Genomic DNA, 24304 nt, shown 5'->3' with positions numbered 1-24304 from the left:
GCCGCGGGTCAGCCGTCCGGCGCGGCGCGGGCCGCCGGTTCACGCGGGATGGAAAAGGAAAAACTCGCGCCCGGACCCTCGTTCGGTTCCGCCCAGAGCCGCCCGTGGTGGCGCTCGATGATGGAGCGGCTGACCGACAGGCCGATCCCCATGCCCGCGCTCTTGGTCGTGTAGAACGCCTCGAACAGCCGCTCCGCGCTGCCGGCGTCCAGCCCGACGCCGGCGTCCTGAACCGTCAGGCGCACGCAGTCGCCGTCGTCGCGGCGGGTGCGGATCGCCACGCGCCGGGATCGTTCGTCCACGTCCCGCATCGCGTCCCCGCATTGCGCAACAGGTTCATGATCACCTGCTGCAGCTGCACGCGGTCGCCGCGCACCGGCGGCAGGTCCTCGGCCAGCTCGCAGTGCACGGACACCCGATCCTTCTGCAGCGCCGCCGACGACAGCGCGATCACCTCCTGCGCGGCTTCGTTCAGGTCCAGCCATTCGGCCGCCGTTTCCTTGTTGCCGAACAGCGCGCGCAGGCGCTGGATGACGTCGGACGCGCGGTTGGCGTCGCGGATCATGCGCCGTGCCGTTTCGCTCGCGCCTTCGACGTTGGGTGGATCGGCCGCCAGCCGCCGCAGGCAGGTGCTGGCGTTGGTCACCATGCCGGCCAGCGGCTGGTTGAGCTCATGCGCGATCGCGGCGGACAGGTGCCCGGCGGTGGCGATGCGGTTGGCGTCCACCAGGCGCATCTGCATCTCGTGCAGGCGGCGTTCGCTGCGGCGCGCCTCGTGCTCGGCGCGCTTGCGCTCGCTGAGATCGAGCACGAAGGCCACGCCCTCGTCGCTGGCCTCCTCGTACATCGCCGCGCCGATCAGCACCGGCACGCGGCTGCCGTCCTTCCGGAAGTACTCCTTCTCGTAGGGCTGCAGGCTGCCGGCGACCTTCAGCGCCGGCGCGTGCTGTTCATCCTGCTCGCGCCATTCCGGCGGCGTGAGCTCGGTCCAGCGCAGGCGCCGGGAGACCAGGTCCTCCCGGTCGTAGCCGACCATGCGCAGGAACGCATCGTTGGCATCGAGCACGCGGCCCCTGGTGTCCCAGATGAAGATGCCGATGATGTTGGCCTCCACCAGGCGCCGGATCCGCGCTTCGCGCACGGCGAGGTCACGGTACAGGCGCGAATTCTCCAGCGACATGGCCGCTTCGGACGCCAGCAGCTTCAGCGTGGCCAGGCGGCTGGGCGCGAAGGCGCGCGCCGCCAGGTTGTTCTCGAGGTACAGCACCCCGGTCACCTTGCCCTGCTTGAGCAGAGGCAGGCACAGGACGGAGCGCGTGCGGCGTTCCACGATGTAGGGGTCGCCGGAAAACGGACCGTGCGCCACCGCGTCATCGAGCACCACGGCTTCCTGCGTGCGCAGGACGTAGAGGAACACGGATTGCGGCACGGCCGCCTCGGCGAGCGCCTGGTCGCGCAATTGCACGGCGACGCGGTCGCCGGTGGTCGTGGCCTCCGCCGCGACCCGCTGCTCGCCGGCCACCGCCAGCGTCAGCACCCCGCGCTCGGCGCCGGCATGTTCGATGGCGGTGAGCATCAGCGTCTCGAGCATCTTCTCCAGCACGATCTCGCCCGAGACCGCCTGCGAGACCTTGAGCACGGTGGCCAGGTCGAGGTGCTCCACGGGCGCGCCGATCGTGCCCGTCGCGGCGGCTGCCGCTTCCTCGTCCCGCAGCCCGGGGTGCGCTTCGTCGAGTTGCCGCACCTTGCCGGCGGCTCCCCACCGCAGGTAGCAGCCGCGGGCCTTCTTCAGGTAGAGCGCAGCGATCTCCTCGAATCCCCGGTCCGCATAGAAGCGACCGGCGAGTTCGCTGGCGAGCGCCTCGTTGTGGATGAAGCGGTCCTGCCGCGCGAGCCGGATCGCCTGCTCGTACAGGCGCTGCGCGTCCAGGTCGCGGCCCGCCACGCGGGCGGCCTCGGCCTGCAGCAGCGCATGGCGGTCCCTGAAGCTGGCGGCACCGTTGTCCACCCATTGAGCGAGCTGCGCCAGGTGCGCGGCCAGCGTTTCGGACGCTTCCGGCCGCGCCCCGGAGGGCGCCCGGCAGCCCGCGGCGATCGTGAGCGCGGTGTGGAAGTGGTAGTCCACCAGCTGGATGTGCCCGTCAGCCGACCACAGGAGCGCCTTCGCCCTGGCCGCCGCGTCCAGCGCCGCGTCGAGGTCGCCGGACAGGAAGCGCGCCTGCAGCTTCAGGAGCCAGTAGAAGCACATCATGGTGGCCATGCGGTCCGGCGTGAGGGCCGCCTCGAAGGCGGTCTCGTCGAACCCCGCGCCGCTGAAGGTGGAAAAGTGGGCCGTGCGCCCGCGCATGTCCTGCACGAACTGCTGCTGGCCGCGGATCACGTCGACGATGTCGCGGAAGTTCGCCTTGCGCGCGAATTCCACGCCGCGCTCGCTCTCGCGCAGCACGTCGTCGAGGTGGTCCCCGCGCAGCAGCAGGTCCGTCACGATGTGGGTGGCGGCGTAGCAGCCGATGGCCGGGTCGCCGGCCTCGATGGCGGCCCGCTGGGCCGCCTGCACGTAGTGCAGCGCGGTGCCGACCGGCTGGGTCCACAGGAAGGCCATCTCCGTGGAGACGTAGACCTTGGGCCGGTAGCCCGCGAGCTCCGGCCGCTCCACCATGTCGCAGGCGAGCCTGCAGAAGCGGTAGCCGTCGGCATAGCGGCCGAAGTTGGGGCCGACGGTGACGCCGAAGCAGGCATAGCCTGCCGCCGAAGCCTCGCTCGTGCCGTGCTCCAGCGTCAGGTTGACCATGTGGCACATGTGCAGGTGCAGCAGGTTGCGGTCGGTGAAATAGGCGGGCGCGTAGATCACCGACAGCACCAGCATGGCCGCCTGCTTTTCCGGGTCCGTCATCGGCGGGAGTCCGGCCAGGCTTTCGATCGGGCGGTCCCCGAGGTTGCGCCATACCTTCGCGAGCTCGGTCTCCACCTGGGCCCGCGTGGGGTGCGCGCAGATCTCGATGCCCAGCAGCCCCAGGCATGCCACCGCGCTGTCGATCGCCTTGGCGTTCTCGCCCTTCATCACGTGCAGGTCGATCTTCAGGCGATAGGCCGCTGCCCTGTCCGCCTTGGAGGCGCAGTGCGACAAGAGCCCGCAGATGATCGGCTCGGCCGCATCGAGGTTTCCGCCCAGGTGCTCGCACTCGGCGCGTTCCAGCCACAGGCCGAACGCAAGCTCGTAGCGCCTGCTCCACGCGTCGTCCGGAAGCAGGCGCATGCCGGCGGCGAAGTAGGTGGCGGCCGACGCATAGGCGGCCGACGACTTCGCCCTGCGTCCCGCCAGCAGGTCGAGCTGCGCGATGCGCTCGCGCTCCTGCGGGTCGACCAGCAACGCTGCGCCCCGGTTGAACTGGTCGACGACGTCGATGACTTCGTCCGGATGCATGTCCCGCAGCAGGGCGCGCGCCAGGCTCAGGTGGACGGCCGGCCGGTGGTGCGGGTCGACCAGCGAGTACGCCGCCTCCTGCACCCGGTCGTGCACGAACGCATAGCCCTCCCCGGTTCGCAGCAGCAGCCCGTCGCGCACCGCGTCCCACAGCGAGGCATGGACCGCGTCCGCCGATTGCCCGAAGATGCGCTCGAGGGTGCCGAAGCGCGCGACGCTTCCCAGGCAGGCGAGCTGCTTGAGCCCTTCGCAGGTCGCGCCCGGCAGCCGGGCCAGCTTGCCCACCATCAGGTCGACCACGTTGTCGGTATAGCCCTTGGCGTGGATGCGCGCGAGGTCCGCCACCCAGGCCGCAGCCCCGGCGTCGTAGGCCAGCAGCTTCTCCTCGCCGAGCGCGCCGAGGAACTGGATGGCGAAGAAGGGATTGCCTCCCGTCTTTTCATGCACCAGGCGGGTCAGGTGACGGGCGCCGTCCACGTCGCAATGGAGCGAATCGGCGATCAGTGCGCCCACGTCGTGCAGCGCCAGCGGCGCCAGCACGATCTCGCCGACCGACGCGCCGGCAGCACGGATCGCCTCCAGGCTGCGCATCAGCGGGTGGGAGGCATCCACCTCGTTGTCGCGGTAGGCGCCCACGAGCAGGAGGTCGTGCACCTCCGAGTGGGTGGCCAGGTCGGCCAGCAGCGTCAGCGTCGCCGCGTCCAGCCATTGCAGGTCGTCCAGGAACAGCACCAGCGGATGCTCGGGACGCGCGAACACGCCGACCAGCCGGCGGAACACCCGCTGGAAGCGGGCCTGCGCGTCCTGCGGCGGCAGCTCGGGCACGGTGGGCTGCGCGCCGACCAGGAGCTCGAGTTCCGGGATGATGCGCACCATCAGCTCGCCCTGGCCGGCCAGCGCCTCGGTCAGCGACTGCCGCCAGCGCGCGAGTTCCGGTTCGCTGCGGGCGAGCAGCTGGCGCATCAGCGAGCGGAAGGCCTGCGCCACCGTGGCGTAGGGCACGTCGCGCCGGTACTGCTCGAACTTGCCGGAGGCGAACAGGCCCCGGCGCTGCACGATCGCCTTGTGCAGCTCGCTCACCACCGAGGACTTGCCCACGCCGGAGTAGCCGCGCACGAGCACCAGTTCCGGCGTGCCGTGCGCGATGACGCGTTCGAACGCCGCGAGCAGGGCCGCCACTTCCGCCTCGCGCCCGTAGAGCTTCTCCGGGATGCGCAGCGCGTCGGGCACGTCGTGCGTGCCGAGAGGAAAGGCCGGCACGGCGCCGGTCGCCTCCAGCAGCGCGCGGCAGCGCTTCAGGTCGGCCGCGACGCCGGCGGTCGTCTGGTAGCGGTCCTCCGCCGTCTTGGCCAGCAGCTTCAGCACGATGTGCGAGACCGCCGCGGGCATCCACGCGCGCTCCGCGGGCGGAACCGGGCGCTTGGCGATGTGGCAATGGACCCAGCCCATGGGATCCGACGCGCTGAAGGGCAGCGTGCCGGTGAGCATCTGGTAGAAGGTGACGCCGAGGGAGTAGAGGTCGCTGCGCGTGTCGATGGAGCGGTTCATGCGTCCGGTCTGCTCCGGTGCCATGTAGGCCAGCGTGCCGGCGATGACCTCCGGCGGCTCCGGTGCCTGGCGTTCGCGCGGCAGGCGCGAGGCGATGCCGAAGCCCGTGAGCCGAACGCGATCGGCCGCGTCCACGAACACGTTGCCCGGCTTCATGTCCTTGTGGACCAGGCCGCGCCCGTGCAGCTGGCCCAGGGCCTCGGTGATCGCGATCGCGACCCTGAGGAAGCGCCCCAGTTCCATCGGCGCGCCGAGCAGGCGCTCGAGCGGCTCGCCGCCATGATCCTCCAGCACCAGGATGGCCCGGCCGCCCTCGGGAATCAGTTCCAGCGGCCGCAGGGCCCAGGCACCATCCAGGTGTTCGCGCAACTCGAACTCGTGCCGCAGGCGCCGCACCATCGCGGCGGGCGGGAGATCGCCGCCCGGGACGACCGCGACGCACAGCTGCCGGGTGCCCGTGTCCAGGCGGCGCGAGATCCGGCAGAACGCGCGTTCGCCGTCCTGCCAGAGCATCTCGCCGGACGCATCGTCATCGTGGCCGGCGTCGTCCAGCGAGAGTTCGCTCACGGCGAGCCCCGGATGCCCAGTTCGGCGGCCATGGTGACCAGCTCAGCGAGCGAGCCCGCCTGCATCTTGCGCATCACGCTGCCGCGATGCACCTTCACCGTGATCTCGCTGATCCCGAGCTCCCCCGCCACCTGCTTGTTCAGCAGGCCCGTGACCACCAGCCCCATGACCTCGCGCTCGCGCCGGCTCAGTGACTCGTAGCGCGCGCGCAGCGCGCCGGTGTGCGCCTCCGCGTGCATGGCCGCGCGGCTGCGCTCCAGCGCGCTGGCGATCGCCGCCAGCATCACGTCGGGGCTGAAGGGCTTGGTCAGGAACTCCCTGGCGCCCGCCTTCATCGCCCGCACCGTCTGCGGCACGTCGCCATAGCCGGTGAGGAAGATGATCGGCAAGTCCGTGCGTTCCGCCGCCAGCCGCTGCTGCAGCTCCAGTCCGCCGACCCCGGGCATCGCCATGTCGAGGACCAGGCAACTCGGGGCGAGCAGGCGCGGGCGTGCCAGGAAATGCTCGGCGGACGCGAAGGTTTCCGCCTCCCAGCCGGCGGAGCGGATCAGCATCTCCAGCGCCTCCCGCACGGACACGTCGTCGTCCACGACGAACACCGTGGGAAGGGCCTGGGCCGGGGCGGTCCGGGCCTGGTCTGCAGCTTCATGCCTCATTCCGACTCCTCGGGCTGCCGGCGCGGCACCGATCTCCCGCGGCCGTGGCCACGCGGCAGCATGCTCCCATTGATCCGCCACGTAAACAGACACCTTGGTATTGATGAGTCTCGCAGTGGCTGGCCCGCCTTTCGGCCGGTGCCCGGCTCCGTCCCAGGAGGGGCGCTGCCCGAACTTTCCGTCGATGCCCCCGCGCCGGCCGCATCCGATAGTGGCCGCGGGCCGGCCCTCTTCCCGGTCCGCGGAACCCATGAAAGGAGCGCCCGTGTCTGGAACGAGGAATTTGCGGATCAATGGTGAAGCGAAGCCGGTCGAAGTGCCCGCCGACATGCCCTTGCTGTGGGTGCTGCGGGACGTGCTCGGCATGACCGGCACCAAGTTCGGCTGCGGCGTGGCGCAATGCGGCGCCTGCACCGTGCACGTCGATGGCCAGCCCACCCGCTCGTGCGTGCTGCCGGTATCGGCGGTGGAGGGAAAGGCCGTGACCACCATCGAGGCCGCGTCCCGCAGCGACGCGGGTGCGCGGGTGCAGCGTGCCTGGCTCGACCTCGAGGTCGTGCAATGCGGCTACTGCCAGTCCGGGCAGATCATGTCGGCCATGGCGCTGCTGCGGGACAAGCCGGACCCGAGCGACGCCGACATCGACGCCGCCATGTCGGGGAACATCTGCCGGTGCGGGACCTACGTGCGCATCCGCGAAGCGATCAAGCTCGCCGCCGGCGCGCCGAAAGGCCGGCCATGAGGACGCATGCCGACCTTGCGCCTGCCGGGGTGAGCCGGCGCGCCCTCTTGCAGGGCACCCTCGCCGGCGGCTTCGTGCTGGCCTTCCATGTCCCCGGGGCTGCGCGCGCGCAGGCCGGCCAGGGGGCGGAGGACCTGCAGGGCCGGTTCGTGCCCAATGCCTTCATCCGCATCGACCGCAGCGGGACCACCACGCTCGTGATGCCGCAGGTGGAGATGGGACAGGGGACCTACACCTCGATCGCCATGATCCTGGCGGAGGAGCTCGACGCGGATTTCTCCCGGGTGGTGCTGCGGCACGCACCCGCCGACGAAAAGCTGTACGTGAACCCCCTGCTGGGCATCCAGACCACCGGCAACTCCAACTCGATCCGTGCCTTCTGGAAACCGCTCCGCAGCGCCGCCGCCTCCGCGCGCGCGACGCTGGTGCAGGCGGGGGCCGCGCGCTGGCAGGTCCCGGCCTCCGAATGCTCGGCGAGCAAGGGGCACGTGGTGCATGCGCGCACCGGGCGCGAGCTCGCCTACGGCGAACTGGCCGAGGCCGCCGCCGCCCTGCCCCCGGTGAAGGACGCACCCCTGAAGGACCCGGCCCGGTTCACCCTCATCGGGCGTTCGCTCAAGCGGCTCGACACCCCCGGCAAGGTGAACGGGACGGCCGCCTTCGGCATCGACACCCTGCTGCCCGGGATGAAGTTCGCGACGCTCGCGGCGAGCCCCGTCGTCGGCGGCAAGGTGCGCAAGGTGGACGACCGCGCCGCCCGCGCGATTCCCGGCGTGCACAAGGTGGTCGTGCTCGACGACCTGGTCGCGGTCGTCGGCGACCACATGTGGGCCGCCAAGCAAGGGCTGGCGGCGCTGAAGGTCGCCTGGGACGACGGGCCGCACGGGCGTGCCTCCAGCCAGGGCTTGTGGGAACAGCTGCGGACGGCCAGCACCCGGCCGGGCGTGGTGGCGAAATCCGTGGGGGATGCGCGCAAGCATGTCGCCGGAGCCGTCCGCGTGGCAGCCGCCTACGAGCTGCCGCTGCTTGCCCACGCCACGATGGAGCCGCTGAACTGCACGGTGCAGGTCCGGCGCGACGGGTGCGAGGTCTGGCTGGGCACGCAGGTGATGGCCCGGGTTCAGCAGGCCGTGGCGAAGGTCCTGGCGCTGCCGCCAGAAAAGGTCACCGTGCACAACCACCTGCTCGGCGGAGGCTTCGGCCGGCGGCTGGAAGCCGACATGGCGGCCAGCGCGGCGCGCATCGCGCAGCGCCTGGAAGGCATTCCCGTGAAGGTGGTCTGGAGCCGCGAGGAGGACATGCGGCAGGACTACTACCGGCCCATGTACCGCGACATCGTTTCCGCCACCCTCGGCAAGGACGGCGTGGAGAGTTTCGACTACAAGGTCTGCGGCTCCTCGGTGGTGGCGCGCTTCCTGCCGGCTGCGTTCCAGAAGGGCATCGACGTCGACGCGGTGGACGGCGCGGTCGACATGCCCTACGCCATTCCCAACCTGCGCATCGAGTACCTCCGGGTCGAACCGAAGGCGGTGCGCACCGGGTTCTGGCGCGGCGTCGGCTGCAACAACAACGTGTTCGCGATCGAGTCCTTCATGGACGAACTCGCGGCAAGGGCCGGCAAGGACCCGATCGCGTTCCGCTTGGCGATGCTCGGCAAGTCGCCCAGGATGAAGGCCGTGCTGGAGCTGGCCGCCGCCCGCTCCGGCTGGGGCCAGCCCATCGGGCCGCGCGCCGGGCGCGGCGTCTGCGCGCAGGCGGTGTTCCACAGCTTCATCGCCACGGTGGTCGAAGCGGAGGTGGACCCGCAGGGCGAGGTGCGCGTGCGCAAGGTGACCTGCGTCGTCGACACCGGCATCGCCGTCCATCCGGACACGGTGGTCGCGCAGCTCGAAGGCGGCATCGTGTTCGGACTGAGCGCGGCCCTGCACGGCGACATCTCGCTGAAGAACGGGCGCATCGAGCAGTCGAACTTCCACGACTACCGCGTGCTGCGGATGAACGAGGTCCCGCGGATCGACGTGCACGTGCTCAGGAGCGGCGAAGCGCCGGGCGGCATCGGCGAGACCGGCACCGCGGCCGCGCCGCCGCGCTGCGCAACGCGATCTACGCCGCCACCGGCGTGCCCCTGCGACGGCTGCCGATCGACCGGCAGGCGCTCGCGCTGAAGAAGAAGGCATAGGCCATGGCCGAAGCGCGAACCCTCCCCGCCTCCGGCATCGAAGCGCGCGTGCGCGAGATCGGACTGGTGCTGCCGCCGGCGCCGAAGCCCTTCGGGGCCTACGTCGCGGCGGTGCAGGCCGGCAGGCTCCTCTTCCTCAGCGGCATGCTCGCCACCGAGAACGGGCGTGCCCGCTACTCCGGGCGCGTGGGCGTCGAGCTGGACATCGACACCGGGCGCATGGCGGCGCGGCTCGCCGTCCTCAACGGACTGGCGCTCGCGCGCGAGCACCTGGGCAGCCTGGACCGCATCGCGCGCGCGGTGCGCATCGGCGTGGCGATCGCCAGCTCGGGCGAACTGCGCGACCACCCGAAGGTCGCCGACGGCGCATCGGAACTGCTGCAGCAGGTGCTCGGGACGCAACGCCTGCCCAGCCGCCTGGTGCTGGGCGTGGCCAGCCTGCCGCTCGGCTCGCCGGTGGAGCTGAGCTGATCTTCGAAGTGGACGACTGAGCAAGCGAACCCATTCGCCCGCCGCCACGGTCTCCCGCGGCGGCGGCGTGCCTACCTCTCGACGTGGGTCAGCGTCTTGCCCACGATGCGCCAGCCGCCGTCGATGCGCACCAGCGTCAGGAACACGACGTAGTTGAAACCCAGCATGGGACAGTTCAGCTTGGCCAGCGCGATCGGTCCTGCCACGTCGATGAACAGGGTGCGCATCAGGAAGGGCTCGCCCAGCTGCGCGGGGGAATTGCGGGCAGCGACACCCTCCAGGTACGCGGCAAGCGTCTTCTGGTACGGCTGCCCCTTCACCTCGCCGAACAGCATCGCCTTCGGGTGGAAGATCCCTTCGAGCGCCACCACGTCGCCGTGGTAGACTGCCTGGAAGTACGTGGACAGGACCTGCAGCAGGTCGTCGCTGCCGATCACGCCGGCCCCCGTTGCGCGGGCGCTCACGTCAGGTAGTCCGGCGCCGCGGGGCTGCGGCGGCGTTCCTGCCGGGGCTCGACGGCGGGCGGCCGCGGCTGCGCCGGCGGCCCCTTGTGGACGCGATCCTGCGGCAGCACCCGCATCGCCGAATAGCCCGGATGGCCGTCGCCACCCGGCGTGGCCTCGCGCGAGCCGTTGACCACGATCTCGCCCCCGCCGGGATCCTCCTTCATCCGCTGCGCCTGGTCGAGCACCTTCTCCACCGGCGCGGTCCAGCGGATGCGATGCACGCGCGCATCGCCGTGCAGCGGCTTGCGCGACACGAGGAAGACGTCGATCCACCGCTTCTCGCCCTCGACGACCACCGTCTTGTGGGCGATGTACTGGAACGAGGCGGGCAGCGGCGAGGGCCACGCGTAGCCCAGCCGGGCGCCGACGCCCGGCACCGCGAACACGCTCGCCGCCAGCAGCGCGGGGCCGAGCAGGAGCTTGATGGTAATGCCGCGGGCTGGCGTAGTAGACATAGAGCACCAGCACCGCCGTCGCGAGCAGGATCGCGACCAGCGGGTACAGCAGGCCCAGTTGTTCCTTCAGCATGGTCAGGTTCCTTGGCGGACGGGGTCCGCGGCCGTGGGGACGAAGGGAAGGTCGCACGTGGTGTCCACGTTCGAGACCGCTCCGGCGGCATCGAGTTCGAAACAGAAGGCGGTGCGCTGCGAGCCCACCTTGCCCAGCGCGACGGTTTGTTCCACCAGCTCCACCAGCCGCGGGTTGAGCTTCGTGAGCTTCACCGCCACGGGGTCGGGCGCGGGGCTCGCCTGGGCCACGCCGATCTCCGACTCCGAGTAGCGGTGGAAGTAGTGCACGTTCACCGCATAGCGGCCGGGCACGTTGGCGCGGATGACGGTCGTTTCCTTGTTGATCGCGATCACCCTGGTCTCGCCATGCTCGCCGGCGTAGGTGTCGCCGAAGCCTCCCCGGTCGTCCCGGTCGAGGCTGGCCACGCCGGAATCCCGGCTGTTGAAGCCCACCTTGCGCCCGTCGGGCAGCAGCACCCACAGGTCGAGGTCGTCGAAGTTGAGGTCGGCCCAGGTCAGCTCGATCACCATCTCGGCCTTGAGTTCGACCGACTTCTCCTGCGCCGGCTTGTTCATCTGCGCGATGGCGATCGCCGAGACCACGATGAACAGCATCAGCAGGTTCAGCAGCAGGTCGATCGCGGCCATCGCCGTGGCCTTGTCGCTGCCCTCAGCGCTCACGACGCGCCGCCAGGTTGAGGTTGATCACCTGCAGCTTGAGGCCCACCGCCCCGAGCAGGCCCACCAGCGTGTTCACCAGCGCGGTCGACGAACCCGCTGTCAGCGTGCCGATCGCCTCGCGTGCCTGCGTGACGTCGGCGGAAGCGAGCGAACCGAACGAGGTTGCGAGCAGTTCCATGAAGCCGACCACCGTGCCGATCAGGCCCAGCATGGTCATCAGGGTCACCGCATAGTCGTAGCCTTCCTGGTAGCGCACGTGCCAGGTGCGGTCGCCGCGCGCGATGCGCCAGGTCAGCCGGCCGATGAACACGGTCACCAGGAAGTAGGTGGCGACCGTGATCGAGCTGATCTTGTGCGCATCGATGTTCCACATCGCGCCCAGGTGTCCGCTGATCGCGGCCAGCACGAGGCCCACGCCGCTGCACAGGAACAGGAGCCACCATCGGAGATACGAGACCATGAGTCGTCCTTTCGCAGGTTGGCCCCATGGTCGTTCGCGCCCGCCGGTCCGTCATGGCCCCGCGGCACTAGCAGCAGGTGCGCTGGAGGGTGGAGACGCGCGCATGCCCTTCGGGAACACGGTTGCGCAGTCCGGCGGCAACCGCAACCAAAGTATGATTTACCGAGGGGCCGGTCGCGCGCATGCTGTCCGGGCGTGCAGAGAGCGACTGCAGGCGTCCGGGCCGAGCAGCGCTGCGATCCGCAAGTGAGGTCCGCATGACGTCCAGCACCCTTCCCACGATCTTCGTCGTGGACGACGACGTGTCCGTCCGCGAATCCCTGGAGCTGCTGATCCAGTCCGAGGGATGGGCGACGGAGATCTTCTCCAGTGCCCAGGAGTTCCTCGCGCGCCCGCGCTCGCTCACGGCCAGCTGCCTGCTGCTGGACGTCAACCTGCCGGACCTCAACGGGCTGGACCTGCAGGAGCGCCTCGCCCTCGACGGCGCGGGCATGCCCATCATCTTCCTCACCGGCTATGGCGACATTCCGATGACCGTGCGCGCCATGAAGGCCGGGGCCGCGGAATTCCTGACCAAGCCTTTCGACGAGGAAGTGCTGCTCGATGCGATCCGCCGGGCGGTCGAACGCAGCCACGTCGAAGTGGAGGAGGAGACCTCGCTGCGGTCGCTGCGGGAACGCCACGCGTCGCTCAGCCAGCGCGAGCGGCAGGTGATGACGTTGGTCGTCTCCGGGCTCCTGAACAAGCAGGTGGGCGGCGAACTCGGGATCAGCGAGATCACGGTGAAGGCGCACCGCGGCCGCGTCATGAAGAAGATGGAAGCCCGCTCGCTCGCCGAGCTGGTGAAGATGTCGGCGAAGCTGCGCTCCGCCGGCGCCGGCGAAGCCTGAGCCGCGCGCAGGCCGCCCTCCCCTGTTCCTTGGTATCGGCGACACCTTCAGTCAATTGAGGGCGCGCGCGTGTTGCGGTTTCATGGGTCCTGCGCAAGGAGGTCACCATGCACGCAACCACCGCAACATCCTGGACGCTCGAGCCCCAGGGCTCGGCCACGCTGACGTCCTTTGCGGGCGCGACCATCCGGCATTCCTCCGCGCTCGTCGGCCGCGGACAGGAGATCGCGGAAGTGGCCGGCCAGGTCCGGCACAGCGGCCTGGTGCACGTGACCGGGACGGCCGGCGTGGGCAAGAGCGCGCTGGCGCTGCGCATCGCGCAGAAGCTCGCGCCCGCCTTCCGCGGCGGCTACCGCGCGATCGATGCAGCGCGCGCCCTCGACTGCGAGCACCTGCGTGCCCTGATCGCCGCTGCGATCCGGGCGCAACGGCCGGCGCACGCCGCGGCCGAGGACCACGCCGGGGAGTTCGCCGGCCTGCTGCTGCTGATCGACAACTGCGACCGCCATGCCGCCTGCATCGCCGGCGTGGCGCGCACGCTGCGGCGCGTGCGCCCTGACGTGCACGTGCTGATCACCGGGCGGATGCTCGATGCGCCGGACGGGCCATCGTTCGCTGTCCCACCCCTCGCCTTCCCGCCCGATGCGGCCATGCTGGACGCGCGGACAGCGATGGAATTTCCCGCGGTGCGAATGTTCGTGCAGGAGGCGGCGCGGCACGTGCCGACCTTCGCCCTCAGCGGAGAGAACACGCGCGGCGCGATCGCGATCTGCCGGCGCGTCGGCGGCATTCCGCTGGCCATCAAGCTGGCCGCCGCCTGGCTGCCGCACGTGGCCATCGCAACGCTGGCGGACCTCGTGGGGCCGGAGCTGCTGCACCGGCTGCTGCGCACCGATCCTCCGCGCCGCGACAGGCGCCACTAGCAAGCGGCGCCCGCGGCCAGGACTCCGCGGGCGCCTTCACCCGGGCATCTGCAATGGGCGGCCACGTCCTCCAGAGCATGCATGCGTTCGTCCACCCACCCACTGCAAGAGGAATTCCGACCATGAAACTGCTGACCATCGTTCCCGTCACCCTGCTGGCCCTGCTCGCCGGCGCCAATCCCGCGCTGGCACAGGGCGCGTCCACCCCGGCGCAGGTCCGTGCCGAGCTCGCCGAGGCGATCCGCTCGGGGGACATCCTCGCCCCCGGCGAACTCGGGCTGCCCCTGAACCAGGTCCACCCGCACCGCTACCCGGCGGCGGTGCAGGTGCCAGGCAAGACGCGCGACCAGGTCAAGGCCGAACTCGCGGAGGCGCTGCGCACGGGCGACATCGCCTCCGGCGAGTCATCCGCCCGTCGCAACGAGATCTTCCCGGAGCTGTATCCGGCCGTGCCGATGGTGGCCGGCAAGTCGCGCGAGCAGGCGAAGGCGGAACTGGCGGCCGCGATCCGCTCGGGCGACATCCTCACGGGCGGCGAGCTGGCGCTCAGGCGCAACCAGGTTTCGCCGTCGCGCTACAGCATGGAAGCCCGCGACGACCGCCGCCCGCGCTTCGAAGCGCGCCGGAGCAGTTTCTCCGTGCCCTTCTGATACAGCCCCCAGCGAGGAAGCGGGTCCCGAGGGATCCGCGCTCTGCCGTCCGTGCGCGGGCTTCGCGGGCTAGGGGCGCGCGAGGGTGCGCCGCAGGAAGTCGAGGATCCGCTCCAGTGCCCCGGCCAGGCCGTCGCGTTCCTGCAGGTGCGGCGTGCGCCGGCCGCCCGGCCCCTCCATCCAGGCGGCGTATTCGGCATCGCGCACGGTCTCGCCCAGCCGCCGGCTGAAGCGCAGCGTGGTCGGCCACGCCTCGCGGCATGGGGCAGGTTGCGCATGGCGCTGCGTCGCGCCACTGCGCGAAGCACACGTTGCACCGACTCTCGCTGTCATGGCTGCTCCAGCGGGGTGGGAGTCCCCGGTCACGCGCCATGACACCAGATGCGGCAGGCGCGATCCATTGCACCAAGGTAGCGGCGAGACCATCGTTCAATGGACCGCCGCAGCCGCTCCTGCTCTGATGGGTGCTCCACCTCCCGGAGACCGCCATGAGCCATCCATCGCAAGAGTCCGCGCGCACCGGCTGCTACGAGCTGCGCTTCGAGGGCCTCTACTGCTTCGGCCGCAGCTACGCCTTCCCCTGCGACGCCGACGGCAACGTGCAGGTCGCCCTGCTGAGCGACCAGGCGCGTTCGAACTACCAGCGCGTGAGCGCCTCGGTCGGCCGCGAATTCCTCGCGCCGGTCAAGCGCATCCAGCCGCGCGGCCATTGAGCCGCGCACGGCCCCCATTCCCCAGGAGCTGCCATGAGCGACCTTCCCGTCCGTTCCGCCGGCCACCGGTCCGTCCCATCCTTCCTGCGGCCGAAGCCGGCGCGCCACGGCGTGCCGGTGCTGCTGCAGACGGCGAGGGAGCGCGAGTACCGCGAGATGGAACAGGCCTTGCGCGCCAGTGGCGGGCTCGCGGGCACGGACCACGTCACCGGCCTGCTCGCGGCTCGCACGGACCAGCCGATCTCGCGGCTGGCGCGCTGGATCGTCGCGCACGAGGTCGTGAGCTTCGAATGGAAGGCGGGCACGATGCTGCCGCTGTTCCAGTTCGACCTGGCGGGCATGACGCTGCGGCCGGAGGTCACGGCGGCGATCCGCGAACTGGAGGCCGTGCTGAACGACTGGGAGATCTGCCTGTGGTTCGCACGCCCGAACGCATGGCTGGGCGACGCGGCGCCCGTTGACTGCATCGGGGTCGACGCGCGAGCCCTGCACGACGCGGCGCGCGCCGACCGCTACCTGGCGCGCAGCTGAGCGCGCAACTACAGTCGAACCCAACCCGGAGAATCACCATGAACGTCGAACATTGGGACGCCATCGTCGTCGGAGCAGGCCAGGCCGGACCGGCGCTGGCCGCGAGGCTGGCCGAGGCGGGCCACAGGACGGCACTCGTCGAGCGCGCGGAGCTCGGCGGCACCTGCGTGAACACCGGTTGCACGCCGACCAAGACGCTGGTCGCCAGCGCGCGCGTCGCGCACCTGGTGCACCGCGCGGCGGACTTCGGCGTCGGCATCAGCGGCACCGTGGCGACCGATTTCGCGAAAGTGCGCGCGCGCATGGAGGCGGTCGTCGCGCAGTCCCGCCGCGGCCTCGCGGCCTGGCTGGAAGGAACCGCGGGGCTCACGCTGGTGCGCGCGCACGCGCGCTTCACCGCGCCGGACACGCTGGAGGCCGGTGGCCGGCTGCTGCAGGCGCCCAGGATCTTCCTCAACGTCGGCTGCCGCCCTGTCGTGCCCGACTGGGCCCGGGACTCGGGCGTGCCCTACCTCACGAGCGACACCCTGCTCGCGCTGGAGGAGCGGCCCGCGCACCTGGCGATCGTCGGCGGCAGCTACATCGGCCTGGAGTTCGCGCAGGTGTTCCGGCGCTTCGGCAGCGAGGTCACCGTGATCGAGCAGGCCGACGCGCTGCTGGCCCGGGAAGACGCGGAGGCCGCGGCCGAGGTGCAGTCGGCGCTGGCCGACGAAGGCATCCGCTTCGAGCTGGGAGCCTGCTGCCTGGGCGTGGAACACGGGCCCGGTGGCGGCGCTGCCCTTACCTTCGAACAGGGCGGCACGCGCCGGCGTGTGGAAGCCACGCACGTGCTGCTCGGCACCGGGCGCCGGCCGAATACCGGGGACCTGGGGCTGGACCAGGCCGGCGTGGACCTGGACGAACGAGGCTACATCCGGGTGGACGGGCAGCTGCGCACCGGCGTCCCCGGCATCTGGGCGCTGGGTGACGTGAACGGGCGCGGGGCCTTCACGCACACGGCCTGGAACGACTACGAGGTGGTCGCCGCCAACATCCTCGACGGCCAGGAGCGCAGCGTGGACGGGCGGGTCGCGCCCTACGCCCTGTACGTCGATCCGCCGCTGGCGCGCATCGGCGACTCCGAGAAGCAGGCGCGCGCGCGTCGTCGAGCTGCTCGTGGGCTTCCTGCCGATGAAGAACGTCGGCCGGGCCAGGGAGCGCTCGGAGACCCGCGGCTTCATGAAGGTGCTGGTCGACGCCCGGTCGATGCGGCTGCTGGGCGCCACGCTGGTCGGCATCGATGCCGACGAGGTGATCCACTCCCTGCTGAACGTGCAGGCCGCCGGCGTGGACGTGCGCACGATCGCCGCCACCGTCCCCATCCATCCGACCATCAGCGAGCTGATCCCCACGCTGCTGCAGCGCCTGAAGCCTCTTTGAGGGGCGGGCCCCGCGGGCCCGGGCTTCCCTCACTTGCGCGGCAGCGGCGGCGCGTGAGGATGCACCTTGGCCCGGTCGTACTCGGGGATGGTGAACGTCAGCGTCACCACCTGCCCGGGGTAGACGTTGTGGTTGGGATCCACCAGCTCGATCTTCACCTTGTGCTCGCCCGGCGTGAAGCCGGCGATGTCGATCGTGTTGGTCCCGCTCGGATCCGCCCACCACCACGGCAGGTCGTCGACCGTGATGTGCAGATGGCCCACGCGGGGCGAGGTCTGCGCGGCGCCGGGTCCGAACACCGGGACGATGCGCAGGTTTTCCACCCGGTACTGCGCCCAGAACACCCCCAGCGGCAGCCCCTCGGCCAGCGGCGGATCCACGATCAGGCGCGGGGCGGGTTCGTTCGCGATGGGCACGTACACGGAAGGTCCGGTGACGTCCCTGGCGCTCTGGGCAGAGAGGCTCGTGGCAAGCAAGGCGCCGGCGGCGGCGGCCGCGAGCCTGCGGATCGATGGCAGTCTGGTCATGCGGTAGCTCCTGGTGAGGAAGGGGTCTGGGGCGCCCGGCCGATGTCGCCGGAGCGCACCGCCGAATCTGTCAGGAGCTTTTCCTGCCCGACATTGGACGATGGTGTCGAGCGATACCTTCGTATCGGCGAAGTGGACGTTTGCCGCCGGCAGGCGCATGCTTGCGCCCGTGGAGCGTCCGGCATGACTCGCATCGCGCATGGCAGGTCCTGGCCGACCAGCCTGGCCGCGGGATGCGCGGTCCTGCTGATCCTGCTGGGCGCGATCGTGCTGGCCGGCTGGATCGCGAACCTGCCCACCTTGATCCAGCTCCGGCCCGAACTGCCGCCGATGACGCGCAACGTCGCCGCGTCCTTCCTCCTGGTCGGGGTGGCCTTGCTGGTGCTTTCGCTGCGGGGGCCGCGCTGGATCGCGGCGCTGTGCGCCGTGCCCGTGCTGGCGGTCAGCTGCGTCTCCTACGCCGACTTCGCGTTCCGGCTGGATTCCGGCATCCACGAGATCCTGGGCCCCTCGTACATCAACGTGCAGCTGCGCAGTCCCGGCCGCATGGCGCCCATCACGGCGGTGTCGCTGGCCGTGACCTCGGCGTCCCTGCTGGCCATCGCCACCGTCCTGCCGCTGCGCACGGGCCTGGCCCTCAGCCTGGCCGGCGCGGTGGTCACGGCCTTCGGACTGGTGGCCGCCCTGCACGTGAAGCCCTCGCTCGCCGCACTCCACACCGGCGTGGGCATCGCCATCGCGGGCGCCGGCCTGGTGGCACTGGCCTGGCGCTCCGCCCCGCCCGGACAGCCGACGCCTGCCTGGCTGCCGCTCGGCATCGCCGCCGGCATGGCGGGCCTGACCGCGGCCCTGCTGCGGGCGCTGCTGGTCGGCGGTTATGCACCGTCCGCGCCGCTGCCCCTGCTGGTGCTCGGCATCGGGACCCTGCTCGGGCCCGTGCTGGCCTTCACCGTCCACCTGGCCCAGCGCGCCCACGCCCAGGCCGCCGCGCTGGAGAGAAGCCAGGCCTTCCTGGAGGAGGCGCAAGCGCTGAGCCGCACCGGAAGTTTCTGGTGGCGGGTGCCGACCGGTGAGATCACCTGCTCGCGGCAACTCCATCGCATCCTCGAGGTCGGCGAGGCGCAGCCGGTGGGCGTCGAGCTGCTGTCGCAGTGCTTCGACAGCGAGACCTTTCGCGCACTCGGCGACCCGGCCGCGCAGCCGGAGGGCAGGGGCCTGCAGGTCGATGGCGAGCATCGCCTGCAGCTGCCGGGCGGGGCGGAGAAGCACCTCCACGTCGTGGCGCACGGGATCCGCACCAAGGACGGCGTGCTGGAGTACATCGGCGCCGTCCAGGACGTGACGGCGCAGCGCGCGTCGGAACAGGCGCTGGCGGAGGTCCGCTCCGAGTTCGCGCGCGTGGCCAGGATCTCGAGCCTGGGGGCCCTGACCGCCTCCATCGCGCACGAGGTCCAGCAGCCGCTGGCCGCGATCATCATGAATTCCAGCACCTGCCTGCGCATGCTGGAAGCCGATCCGCCCAACGTCGGCGGGGCCCGCGAGACGGCGCGGCGCAACATCCGCGACGGCAACCGCGCGGCGGAGGTGGTGTCACGCCTGCGGTCCCTGTTCGCGAAGAAGCCCTTCACGACGGAAGCGCTGGACCTCAACGCGGCCACGCGCGAGGTGCTGGCCCTGTGCGCGAACGAGCTGCAGAGGAGCCGCGTGCAGTGGCAGGCCGACCTCGCCGGCGAGGCGCTGACCGTGGCGGGTGACCGGGTCCAGCTGCAGCAGGTCATCCTCAACCTGGTGCTGAACGCGGTCGAGGCCATGGGCACCGTGGAAGGCCGGCCCCGGCTGCTGGTGGTGAAGAGCGGGCGCGAAGACGGCCTGGCGCGCGTGAGCGTGCAGGACACGGGCACCGGCTTCGCCGTCGCCGACGCGGAATCGCTGTTCGACGCCTTCTACACGACCAAGCCCGAGGGCATGGGCATCGGCCTCTCGGTCAGCCGCTCCATCGTCGAGCGCCACCACGGCCGGCTCTGGGCCGCGGCGAACGCAGGCCCGGGCGCCACGTTCACCTTTGCCATCCCGCTGCTCGCGCCTTGTGCGGCGCAAGGCGTCCAGGTCGAGAGCGCGGCGGGCGAACTCGCCTAGAGCCCGGGACTGCGCCGAAATCCGACGCCCAGCCGGTTCCACCCGTTCACCGCGATGATCGCGACCGTCAGGTCCACGATCTCCTTGTCGCTGAACTGTTCGCGCAGCATCGCGTAGTCCTCGTCGGCCGCATGCGTGTCGGGCAGCGACGTGAGCGATTCCGTCCAGGCCAGTGCCGCGCGCTCGCGGGGCGTGAAGAACGGCGTCTCGCGCCAGACCACGACCCCGTGGAGCCGCCGGTCCGACTCGCCCGCCTTCTTCGCCTCGGCGATGTGGTGGTCGACGCAGTAGGCGCACCCGTTGATCTGGGAGGCGCGCAGCCGCACCAGTTCCAGCAGGCTCGCCTCGAGCCCGAACTGGGCCACCGCCTTCTCGAGGGCGAGCATCGCCTGGGTCGCATCGCGCGATGCCTTGTAGTAGTCGAGCCGCTGGCTCATCGTTCGCTCCTGGTCATGAATTGATTCGTCCACCGGCGAGACCGCCAGGCGGATCGCGCCTTCCTCGACGTAGCGGTGGAACTCGGAACACGGGATCGCCGCGTTGCTGCGGCCGCGATCGTCCGTCCAGCTGAGGACGGCATCGCAGGTGCAGACTTCGATGGCCACGCGGCCGCGGCGGACGGTGAGCAGCACGCCGTCGCCCTGCCGGAACTGCACCTTGCCGACGATGTCCGCCGTGACTTGCGATCCGTGCAGGTCGAGTGCCTTCATTGCACCGGTTCCCGCTTTCCGCGCGCCGGGAGCACGGAATCCGTGCCCTTGTCCTTGAGGAAGACGACGAGGAACTTCGCCGGCTTCGTGCTGCTCGCATTGCGCGACACGGTGTGCACGTCGCCGGGAGCTTCATAGAAGGTCTGGCCCTTGGCCAGGGTCACTTCCCGGCCGCCGCGCAGGCCCATGACGACGGAGCCCTCCAGCACGTACACGAAGGCGTGCGCATCGTGGCGATGGACGGGATCGGACCCGCCGGGCGGGTATTCGACCGTGATCGACAGCAGTTCCTTGCCGGGATGCTCGGGAAGCTCCCGGGACAGCAGGGTCTTCAGGACCGGGCCCGGCGCCGCCTTCGCCGGCGGCGCGACGACGGCGGTGAGCACGGGCACGAGCAGCAGTGCGAGACGGTTCAGGCGTTTCACGGTGGCTCCTTGCGTGAGTGGTGGCTGGCACATCGTCGGCGCACGCGCCGCACGGCGCATCCGCCGAAGGTTCACTCCCCGCTCCTGCCGAAGCCGGTGCCGCGTGACGCGACCAAGGTGGCTTGGACAAGGGCCGGTGCCGCACGCATCCTGCGGGAATGAAGGAGCCATCCATGCATGCAGCCCGTGACGCCGTCGACGAGGATCCGCAGGAGACGGCCGAGTGGCTGGACGCGATCCACTCGGTGATCGAGACCGCCGGCCCCGACCGCGCCCATTACCTGATCGAGCGGCAGATCGCGTACGCGCGCCTGCGCGGGCAGTCGCTGCCGCATGCGGCCGGCACGCCCTACGTCAACACCATTCCCGTCCACCGCCAGGCCCGGATGCCGGGAGACCCCGAGCTCGAGCGGCGCATCCGCGCCTACACGCGCTGGAACGCGCTGGCGATGGTGGTGCGCGCCGCGAAGACCAGCAACGTCGGCGGGCATATCGCCTCCTTCGCCTCCGCGGCGACCCTCTATGACGTGGGCTACAACCACTTCTGGCGCGCGCCCACCGCGCAGCATGGCGGCGACCTGCTGTACACGCAGGGCCACGCCTCGCCGGGCATCTACGCCCGCGCATTCCTGCTGGGTCGCCTGAGCGAAAAGCACCTGGACAACTACCGCCTCGAGGTGGGCGGCGAAGGGCTGTCCTCCTATCCCCACCCCTGGCTGATGCCGGACTTCTGGCAGTTCGCGACCGTGTCCATGGGTTCGGCGGCGCTGCTGTCGATCTACCAGACGCGCTTCATGAAATACCTGCAGGCCCGCGGCATCGCGACGACCGACGACCGCAAGGTCTGGGTGTTCCTGGGCGACGGCGAGATGGACGAACCCGAGTCGGTCGGGGCGCTCGCCATGGCCGCGCGGGAGCGGCTGGGCAACCTCGTCTTCGTCATCAACGCGAACCTGCAGCGCCTGGACGGCCCGGTGCGCGGCAACGGCAAGATCGTGCAGGAACTCGAGTCCTTGTTCCTGGGCGCGGGCTGGCGGGTGATCAAGCTGCTGTGGGGCAGCCGGTGGGATGCGCTGTTCGCGCGCGACACCACGGGGGCGCTGCGGCAGCGGATGATGGAGGTGGTCGACGGCGACTACCAGACCTACCGCTCGAAGTCCGGCGCCTACCTGCGCGAACATTTCTTCAACACGCCGGAGCTGAAGGCGCTCGTCGCGGACCATACCGACGACGAACTGTGGAACCTGGACCGTGGTGGCCACGATCCCCTGAAGGTGTTCGCGGCCTTCGCCGAAGCCGCGCGTGGCGGCGACCGCCCCACCCTGATCCTGGCCAAGACGATCAAGGGCTACGGCATGGGTGCGCAGTCCCAGGCCGCCAACACCAACCACCAGCAGAAGACCGTGAGCGTCGACGCGCTGCGGGCACTGCGGGACAAGTACGCGCTTCCCATCCCCGACGAGCGCATCGAGGAAGTGCCCTTCATCCGCTTTGCGGAGGGATCCCGCGAGCTCGGCTACATGCGCGCGCGCCGCGAGGCGCTGGGCGGCTACCTGCCGGCGCGCCGCCGCAAGGCGCAAGCGCTGCCGGTGCCGGCGCTCCCCGCCTTCGAGGCGCTGCTGCAGGCGACGCCCGAGGGCCGCGGCATGTCCACCACGATGGCCTTCGTGCGCATCCTCAACACCCTGCTCAAGGACCCGGCGCTGGGCCGGCGCGTCGTGCCCATCGTCCCGGACGAGGCGCGCACCTTCGGCATGGAGGGGCTGTTCCGGCAGGTCGGCATCTGGAACCAGGAAGGACAGAGGTACGTGCCGCAGGACGCCGGCACCCTCTCCTTCTACAAGGAGTCCGAAACCGGCCAGGTGCTGCAGGAAGGCATCAGCGAGGCCGGCGCCATGGCGGACTGGATCGCGGCCGCCACCTCGTACTCCACGCACGGCGAGATCACGATCCCGTTCTACATCTTCTATTCCATGTTCGGCTTCCAGCGGGTGGGCGACCTCGCCTGGGCCGCCGCCGACATGCGGGCCCGCGGCTTCCTGCTCGGTGCCCTGGCCGGCCGCACCACCATCAACGGCGAGGGCCTGCAGCACGAGGACGGGCAGTCGCTGCTGTGGGCTTCGTGGGTGCCCAATTGCATCAGCTACGACGCGACCTTCCCGTACGAGCTGGCGGTGATCGTGCAGGACGGCCTGCGCCGCATGGTCGCCGAGCAGGAGGACGTGTTCTATTACCTCACGCTGATGAACGAGAGCTACCCGCAGCCGGCCATGCCCGAGGGCCCGACGGTGGCGGCGGACATCCTCCGGGGCATGTACGCGTTCCGCAAGGGGGCCGACGATGGCGGCGCTGCCCCGCGGGTGCAGCTTGCTGGGCGCGGGCACCATCTTCAACGAGGTGATCGCCGCGGCGGAACTGCTGCACAGGGACTGGGGCGTGGCGGCCGACCTGTGGGGCGTGCCCGGACTCACCCAGCTGGCGCGTGACGGCCAGGCCGCCGAGCGCGAGCACCTGCTGAATCCGGAAGCGCCGCGCCGCCTGCCGCACGTCACGCGCCTGCTCCAGCAGACCAGGGGCCCGGTGATCGTGGCCACGGACCACGTGCGCGCGCTGGCCGAGCAGATCCGCGGCTTCGTGCCCCGCCGGTACGTCGTGCTGGGCACGGACGGCTTCGGCCGCTCCGACACCCGTGCCGCACTGCGCCACTTCTTCGAGGTGGACCGCCACTGGGTGGCGATCGCCGCGCTGAAGGCACTGGCCGACGACGGAGTCATTCCGGCCAGCCGGGTGGCGGAGGCGATCCGCAAGTACGGGATCGACCCGGCCAAGCCGAATCCCGTGCTCGCCTAGGCAGGTACGGCTTCCTTCGACCGCTCGACGCGCACCGAGGCGACGTCGAGGGTGATCGGCGCGAACTGCAGGTCCGCGATGCCGGCGGCGTCGTGCAGGTGCACGCGCCGCCGCGTCGGGAACACGAAGCCGTCGAAGGTCCTCGGATCGTGCGTGTAGTGGGCCACCGGCGGGCTGCCCGTCACCTCCGGCGAATAGTCCATGCGCCTTTGCATGAACGCCTCGTCGTAGTAGAAGACCTGCCGTGGGTTGTGGTTGGCGATCGATGCGGGGAAGGTCACCGCCAGCCGGCGCCAGGTCTGGCCGCCTTCCACCCAGGGCTCGATCTCGACGGTCTCGACGCCGGGGTGCGTGAAGACGAAGGGCGTCGCCAGGTAGTTCCACACGGCCGCGCTCGTGAAGTATGCGACCTGCACCGCATCCCACGGGGTGCGGAAAGGGTCGAACACCTTCGGGAAGGAAGCGCGCGGCGCCAGCCGCTCCTCGACGAGCCTGCCGTCACCGGAGCGGATGGCGATGCGCTCCGGGCCCACCCGGAACTCCGCGAACCCCTCCGGCGTCCCGAAGGGTGCCAACGTGAGGTGCTGGCGATGCGGGTCGACCACGACGGTCGTGTCCTCATGCACGCCGGGCCAGCCGCGCGCGCCCCAGAAGGGCCCGCCGAGGCTCATGCGCGCGACGATCCTGGTGACGTGCTTCCAGTTCGAAAGACCGCCGTGGGCCTCGAGGACCGCGCCGAGAAGTGGCTCCATGGTGTGCTCCTGTGAAAGGAGCGCAGTCTGTGCCC

21 protein-coding genes and 2 pseudogenes are annotated in these 24304 nt (G+C 70.7%); 11 read left to right on the top strand and 12 right to left on the bottom strand.

Features of this window, described 5'->3' with window-relative positions; all coding sequences use genetic code 11:
• Positions 1–8 precede the first annotated feature (8 nt).
• The 3 genes from HK415_RS24235 to HK415_RS00720 are packed head-to-tail and all read right to left on the bottom strand — an operon-like array spanning position 9 to position 6195.
• On the bottom strand, positions 9–281 hold the full coding sequence (locus tag HK415_RS24235) for an ATP-binding protein (RefSeq protein ID WP_309246530.1): 273 nt from the start codon (positions 279–281) through the stop codon (positions 9–11).
• Positions 236–5539, bottom strand: coding sequence for an AAA family ATPase (locus HK415_RS00725; protein WP_309246529.1), 5304 nt, complete (start codon positions 5537–5539; stop codon positions 236–238). The genes HK415_RS24235 and HK415_RS00725 overlap by 46 nt, the downstream gene beginning before the upstream one ends.
• A complete protein-coding gene (locus HK415_RS00720; protein WP_171556408.1) occupies positions 5536–6195 on the bottom strand; it encodes a response regulator transcription factor in 660 nt (219 codons plus the stop codon). Before HK415_RS00720 ends, HK415_RS00725 begins: the two co-directional genes overlap by 4 nt.
• Before the next feature lie 250 nt (positions 6196–6445).
• On the opposite strand from HK415_RS00720, the gene HK415_RS00715 reads away from it, so the two are divergent.
• From HK415_RS00715 to HK415_RS00705, 3 genes are read left to right on the top strand one after another with little or no spacing between them, the layout of a single operon-like run.
• On the top strand, positions 6446–6937 hold the full coding sequence (locus tag HK415_RS00715; RefSeq protein ID WP_171556407.1) for a (2Fe-2S)-binding protein: 492 nt from the start codon (positions 6446–6448) through the stop codon (positions 6935–6937).
• Complete coding sequence (locus tag HK415_RS00710; RefSeq protein ID WP_216369700.1) at positions 6934–9102, top strand: xanthine dehydrogenase family protein molybdopterin-binding subunit; 2169 nt, start codon at positions 6934–6936, stop codon at positions 9100–9102. Before HK415_RS00715 ends, HK415_RS00710 begins: the two co-directional genes overlap by 4 nt.
• Positions 9103–9119: 17 nt before the next feature.
• Positions 9120–9587 (top strand): RidA family protein, encoded by a 468-nt coding sequence (locus tag HK415_RS00705; protein WP_171556406.1) that lies wholly within the window; start codon positions 9120–9122, stop codon positions 9585–9587.
• Between the two features lie 71 nt (positions 9588–9658).
• Here HK415_RS00705 and HK415_RS24230 read toward each other — a convergent pair whose 3' ends face one another.
• The 4 genes from HK415_RS24230 to HK415_RS00690 form a co-directional block, all read right to left on the bottom strand.
• The gene (locus HK415_RS24230) at positions 9659–10051 is read right to left on the bottom strand and encodes a nuclear transport factor 2 family protein (protein WP_309246528.1); all 393 of its coding nucleotides are present in this window, start codon (positions 10049–10051) and stop codon (positions 9659–9661) included.
• Positions 10048–10548 carry a hypothetical protein gene (locus HK415_RS24225; RefSeq protein ID WP_253261711.1) on the bottom strand — a complete coding sequence of 167 codons (501 nt, stop codon included), beginning with the start codon at positions 10546–10548 and terminating at the stop codon, positions 10048–10050. Before HK415_RS24225 ends, HK415_RS24230 begins: the two co-directional genes overlap by 4 nt.
• Before the next feature lie 75 nt (positions 10549–10623).
• A complete protein-coding gene (locus tag HK415_RS00695) occupies positions 10624–11283 on the bottom strand; it encodes a DUF2135 domain-containing protein (protein ID WP_171556404.1) in 660 nt (219 codons plus the stop codon).
• Positions 11273–11743 carry a MotA/TolQ/ExbB proton channel family protein gene (locus HK415_RS00690; RefSeq protein WP_171556403.1) on the bottom strand — a complete coding sequence of 157 codons (471 nt, stop codon included), beginning with the start codon at positions 11741–11743 and terminating at the stop codon, positions 11273–11275. The genes HK415_RS00695 and HK415_RS00690 overlap by 11 nt, the downstream gene beginning before the upstream one ends.
• A 257-nt stretch (positions 11744–12000) precedes the next feature.
• On the opposite strand from HK415_RS00690, the gene HK415_RS00685 reads away from it, so the two are divergent.
• From HK415_RS00685 to HK415_RS00675, 3 genes are all read left to right on the top strand, one after another.
• Positions 12001–12633: a response regulator transcription factor gene (locus tag HK415_RS00685; RefSeq protein WP_171556402.1), complete on the top strand. Its 633-nt coding sequence runs from the start codon at positions 12001–12003 to the stop codon at positions 12631–12633.
• A 107-nt stretch (positions 12634–12740) separates the two neighbouring features.
• Positions 12741–13556: an AAA family ATPase gene (locus HK415_RS00680; protein ID WP_171556401.1), complete on the top strand. Its 816-nt coding sequence runs from the start codon at positions 12741–12743 to the stop codon at positions 13554–13556.
• A 122-nt stretch (positions 13557–13678) separates the two neighbouring features.
• Positions 13679–14206, top strand: coding sequence for a DUF4148 domain-containing protein (locus tag HK415_RS00675; protein WP_216369699.1), 528 nt, complete (start codon positions 13679–13681; stop codon positions 14204–14206).
• 69 nt (positions 14207–14275) lie between these two features.
• Here HK415_RS00675 and HK415_RS00670 read toward each other — a convergent pair whose 3' ends face one another.
• The gene (locus tag HK415_RS00670; RefSeq protein WP_171556400.1) at positions 14276–14539 is read right to left on the bottom strand and encodes a hypothetical protein; all 264 of its coding nucleotides are present in this window, start codon (positions 14537–14539) and stop codon (positions 14276–14278) included.
• 155 nt (positions 14540–14694) lie between these two features.
• Here HK415_RS00670 and HK415_RS00665 point away from each other — a divergent pair, with 155 nt between their 5' ends.
• The 3 genes and pseudogenes from HK415_RS00665 to HK415_RS00655 all read left to right on the top strand — a co-directional run bounded on the left by HK415_RS00665 (position 14695) and on the right by HK415_RS00655 (position 16869).
• Positions 14695–14919 (top strand): hypothetical protein, encoded by a 225-nt coding sequence (locus HK415_RS00665; RefSeq protein WP_171556399.1) that lies wholly within the window; start codon positions 14695–14697, stop codon positions 14917–14919.
• A 33-nt stretch (positions 14920–14952) separates the two neighbouring features.
• Positions 14953–15450, top strand: coding sequence for a hypothetical protein (locus HK415_RS00660; RefSeq protein ID WP_171556398.1), 498 nt, complete (start codon positions 14953–14955; stop codon positions 15448–15450).
• A 38-nt stretch (positions 15451–15488) separates the two neighbouring features.
• Positions 15489–16869: pseudogene (locus tag HK415_RS00655) on the top strand (FAD-containing oxidoreductase).
• Positions 16870–16898: 29 nt separating this feature from the next.
• On the opposite strand, the gene HK415_RS00650 reads toward HK415_RS00655, so the two are convergent.
• The gene (locus HK415_RS00650) at positions 16899–17396 is read right to left on the bottom strand and encodes a DUF6130 family protein (protein ID WP_171556397.1); all 498 of its coding nucleotides are present in this window, start codon (positions 17394–17396) and stop codon (positions 16899–16901) included.
• A 183-nt stretch (positions 17397–17579) separates the two neighbouring features.
• Between HK415_RS00650 and HK415_RS00645 the strand changes: the two genes are divergently transcribed.
• Complete coding sequence (locus HK415_RS00645; protein ID WP_171556396.1) at positions 17580–19532, top strand: sensor histidine kinase; 1953 nt, start codon at positions 17580–17582, stop codon at positions 19530–19532.
• Here the strand turns inward: HK415_RS00645 and HK415_RS00640 are convergent.
• Positions 19529–19969, bottom strand: coding sequence for a carboxymuconolactone decarboxylase family protein (locus HK415_RS00640; RefSeq protein ID WP_171563026.1), 441 nt, complete (start codon positions 19967–19969; stop codon positions 19529–19531). The genes HK415_RS00645 and HK415_RS00640 overlap by 4 nt on opposite strands.
• 269 nt (positions 19970–20238) lie before the next feature.
• Positions 20239–20667 carry a cupin domain-containing protein gene (locus HK415_RS00635; RefSeq protein WP_373684518.1) on the bottom strand — a complete coding sequence of 143 codons (429 nt, stop codon included), beginning with the start codon at positions 20665–20667 and terminating at the stop codon, positions 20239–20241.
• 158 nt (positions 20668–20825) lie between these two features.
• Between HK415_RS00635 and aceE the strand changes: the two are divergent.
• Positions 20826–23517 (top strand): annotated as a pseudogene (gene aceE, locus HK415_RS00630) (pyruvate dehydrogenase (acetyl-transferring), homodimeric type).
• On the opposite strand, the gene HK415_RS00625 reads toward aceE, so the two are convergent.
• A complete protein-coding gene (locus HK415_RS00625) occupies positions 23514–24269 on the bottom strand; it encodes a hypothetical protein (RefSeq protein ID WP_171556395.1) in 756 nt (251 codons plus the stop codon). The pseudogene aceE and the gene HK415_RS00625 overlap by 4 nt on opposite strands.
• Between the last annotated feature and the right edge of the window lie 35 nt (positions 24270–24304).

The sequence above is a fragment of the Ramlibacter montanisoli genome, assembly GCF_013087525.1.
Classification (GTDB): Bacteria; Pseudomonadota; Gammaproteobacteria; order Burkholderiales; family Burkholderiaceae_C; genus Ramlibacter; species Ramlibacter montanisoli.
This window is presented reverse-complemented; position numbering and strand designations above follow the sequence as displayed.

What these genes read in the sequence shown, in the direction of transcription:
- HK415_RS00675 (WP_216369699.1), top strand. Translation starts at nt 13,679, where the DNA reads ATGAAACTGCTGACCATCGTTCCCGTCACCCTGCTGGCCCTGCTCGCC.
- HK415_RS00640 (WP_171563026.1), bottom strand. Translation starts at nt 19,969, where the DNA reads ATGAGCCAGCGGCTCGACTACTACAAGGCATCGCGCGATGCGACCCAG.
- HK415_RS00685 (WP_171556402.1), top strand. Translation starts at nt 12,001, where the DNA reads ATGACGTCCAGCACCCTTCCCACGATCTTCGTCGTGGACGACGACGTG.
- HK415_RS00650 (WP_171556397.1), bottom strand. Translation starts at nt 17,396, where the DNA reads ATGACCAGACTGCCATCGATCCGCAGGCTCGCGGCCGCCGCCGCCGGC.
- HK415_RS24225 (WP_253261711.1), bottom strand. Translation starts at nt 10,548, where the DNA reads ATGTCTACTACGCCAGCCCGCGGCATTACCATCAAGCTCCTGCTCGGC.
- HK415_RS00645 (WP_171556396.1), top strand. Translation starts at nt 17,580, where the DNA reads ATGACTCGCATCGCGCATGGCAGGTCCTGGCCGACCAGCCTGGCCGCG.
- HK415_RS00680 (WP_171556401.1), top strand. Translation starts at nt 12,741, where the DNA reads ATGCACGCAACCACCGCAACATCCTGGACGCTCGAGCCCCAGGGCTCG.
- HK415_RS00670 (WP_171556400.1), bottom strand. Translation starts at nt 14,539, where the DNA reads ATGACAGCGAGAGTCGGTGCAACGTGTGCTTCGCGCAGTGGCGCGACG.
- HK415_RS00665 (WP_171556399.1), top strand. Translation starts at nt 14,695, where the DNA reads ATGAGCCATCCATCGCAAGAGTCCGCGCGCACCGGCTGCTACGAGCTG.
- HK415_RS00625 (WP_171556395.1), bottom strand. Translation starts at nt 24,269, where the DNA reads ATGGAGCCACTTCTCGGCGCGGTCCTCGAGGCCCACGGCGGTCTTTCG.
- HK415_RS00705 (WP_171556406.1), top strand. Translation starts at nt 9,120, where the DNA reads ATGGCCGAAGCGCGAACCCTCCCCGCCTCCGGCATCGAAGCGCGCGTG.
- HK415_RS00660 (WP_171556398.1), top strand. Translation starts at nt 14,953, where the DNA reads ATGAGCGACCTTCCCGTCCGTTCCGCCGGCCACCGGTCCGTCCCATCC.
- HK415_RS00715 (WP_171556407.1), top strand. Translation starts at nt 6,446, where the DNA reads ATGAAAGGAGCGCCCGTGTCTGGAACGAGGAATTTGCGGATCAATGGT.
- HK415_RS00690 (WP_171556403.1), bottom strand. Translation starts at nt 11,743, where the DNA reads ATGGTCTCGTATCTCCGATGGTGGCTCCTGTTCCTGTGCAGCGGCGTG.
- HK415_RS00720 (WP_171556408.1), bottom strand. Translation starts at nt 6,195, where the DNA reads ATGAGGCATGAAGCTGCAGACCAGGCCCGGACCGCCCCGGCCCAGGCC.
- HK415_RS00710 (WP_216369700.1), top strand. Translation starts at nt 6,934, where the DNA reads ATGAGGACGCATGCCGACCTTGCGCCTGCCGGGGTGAGCCGGCGCGCC.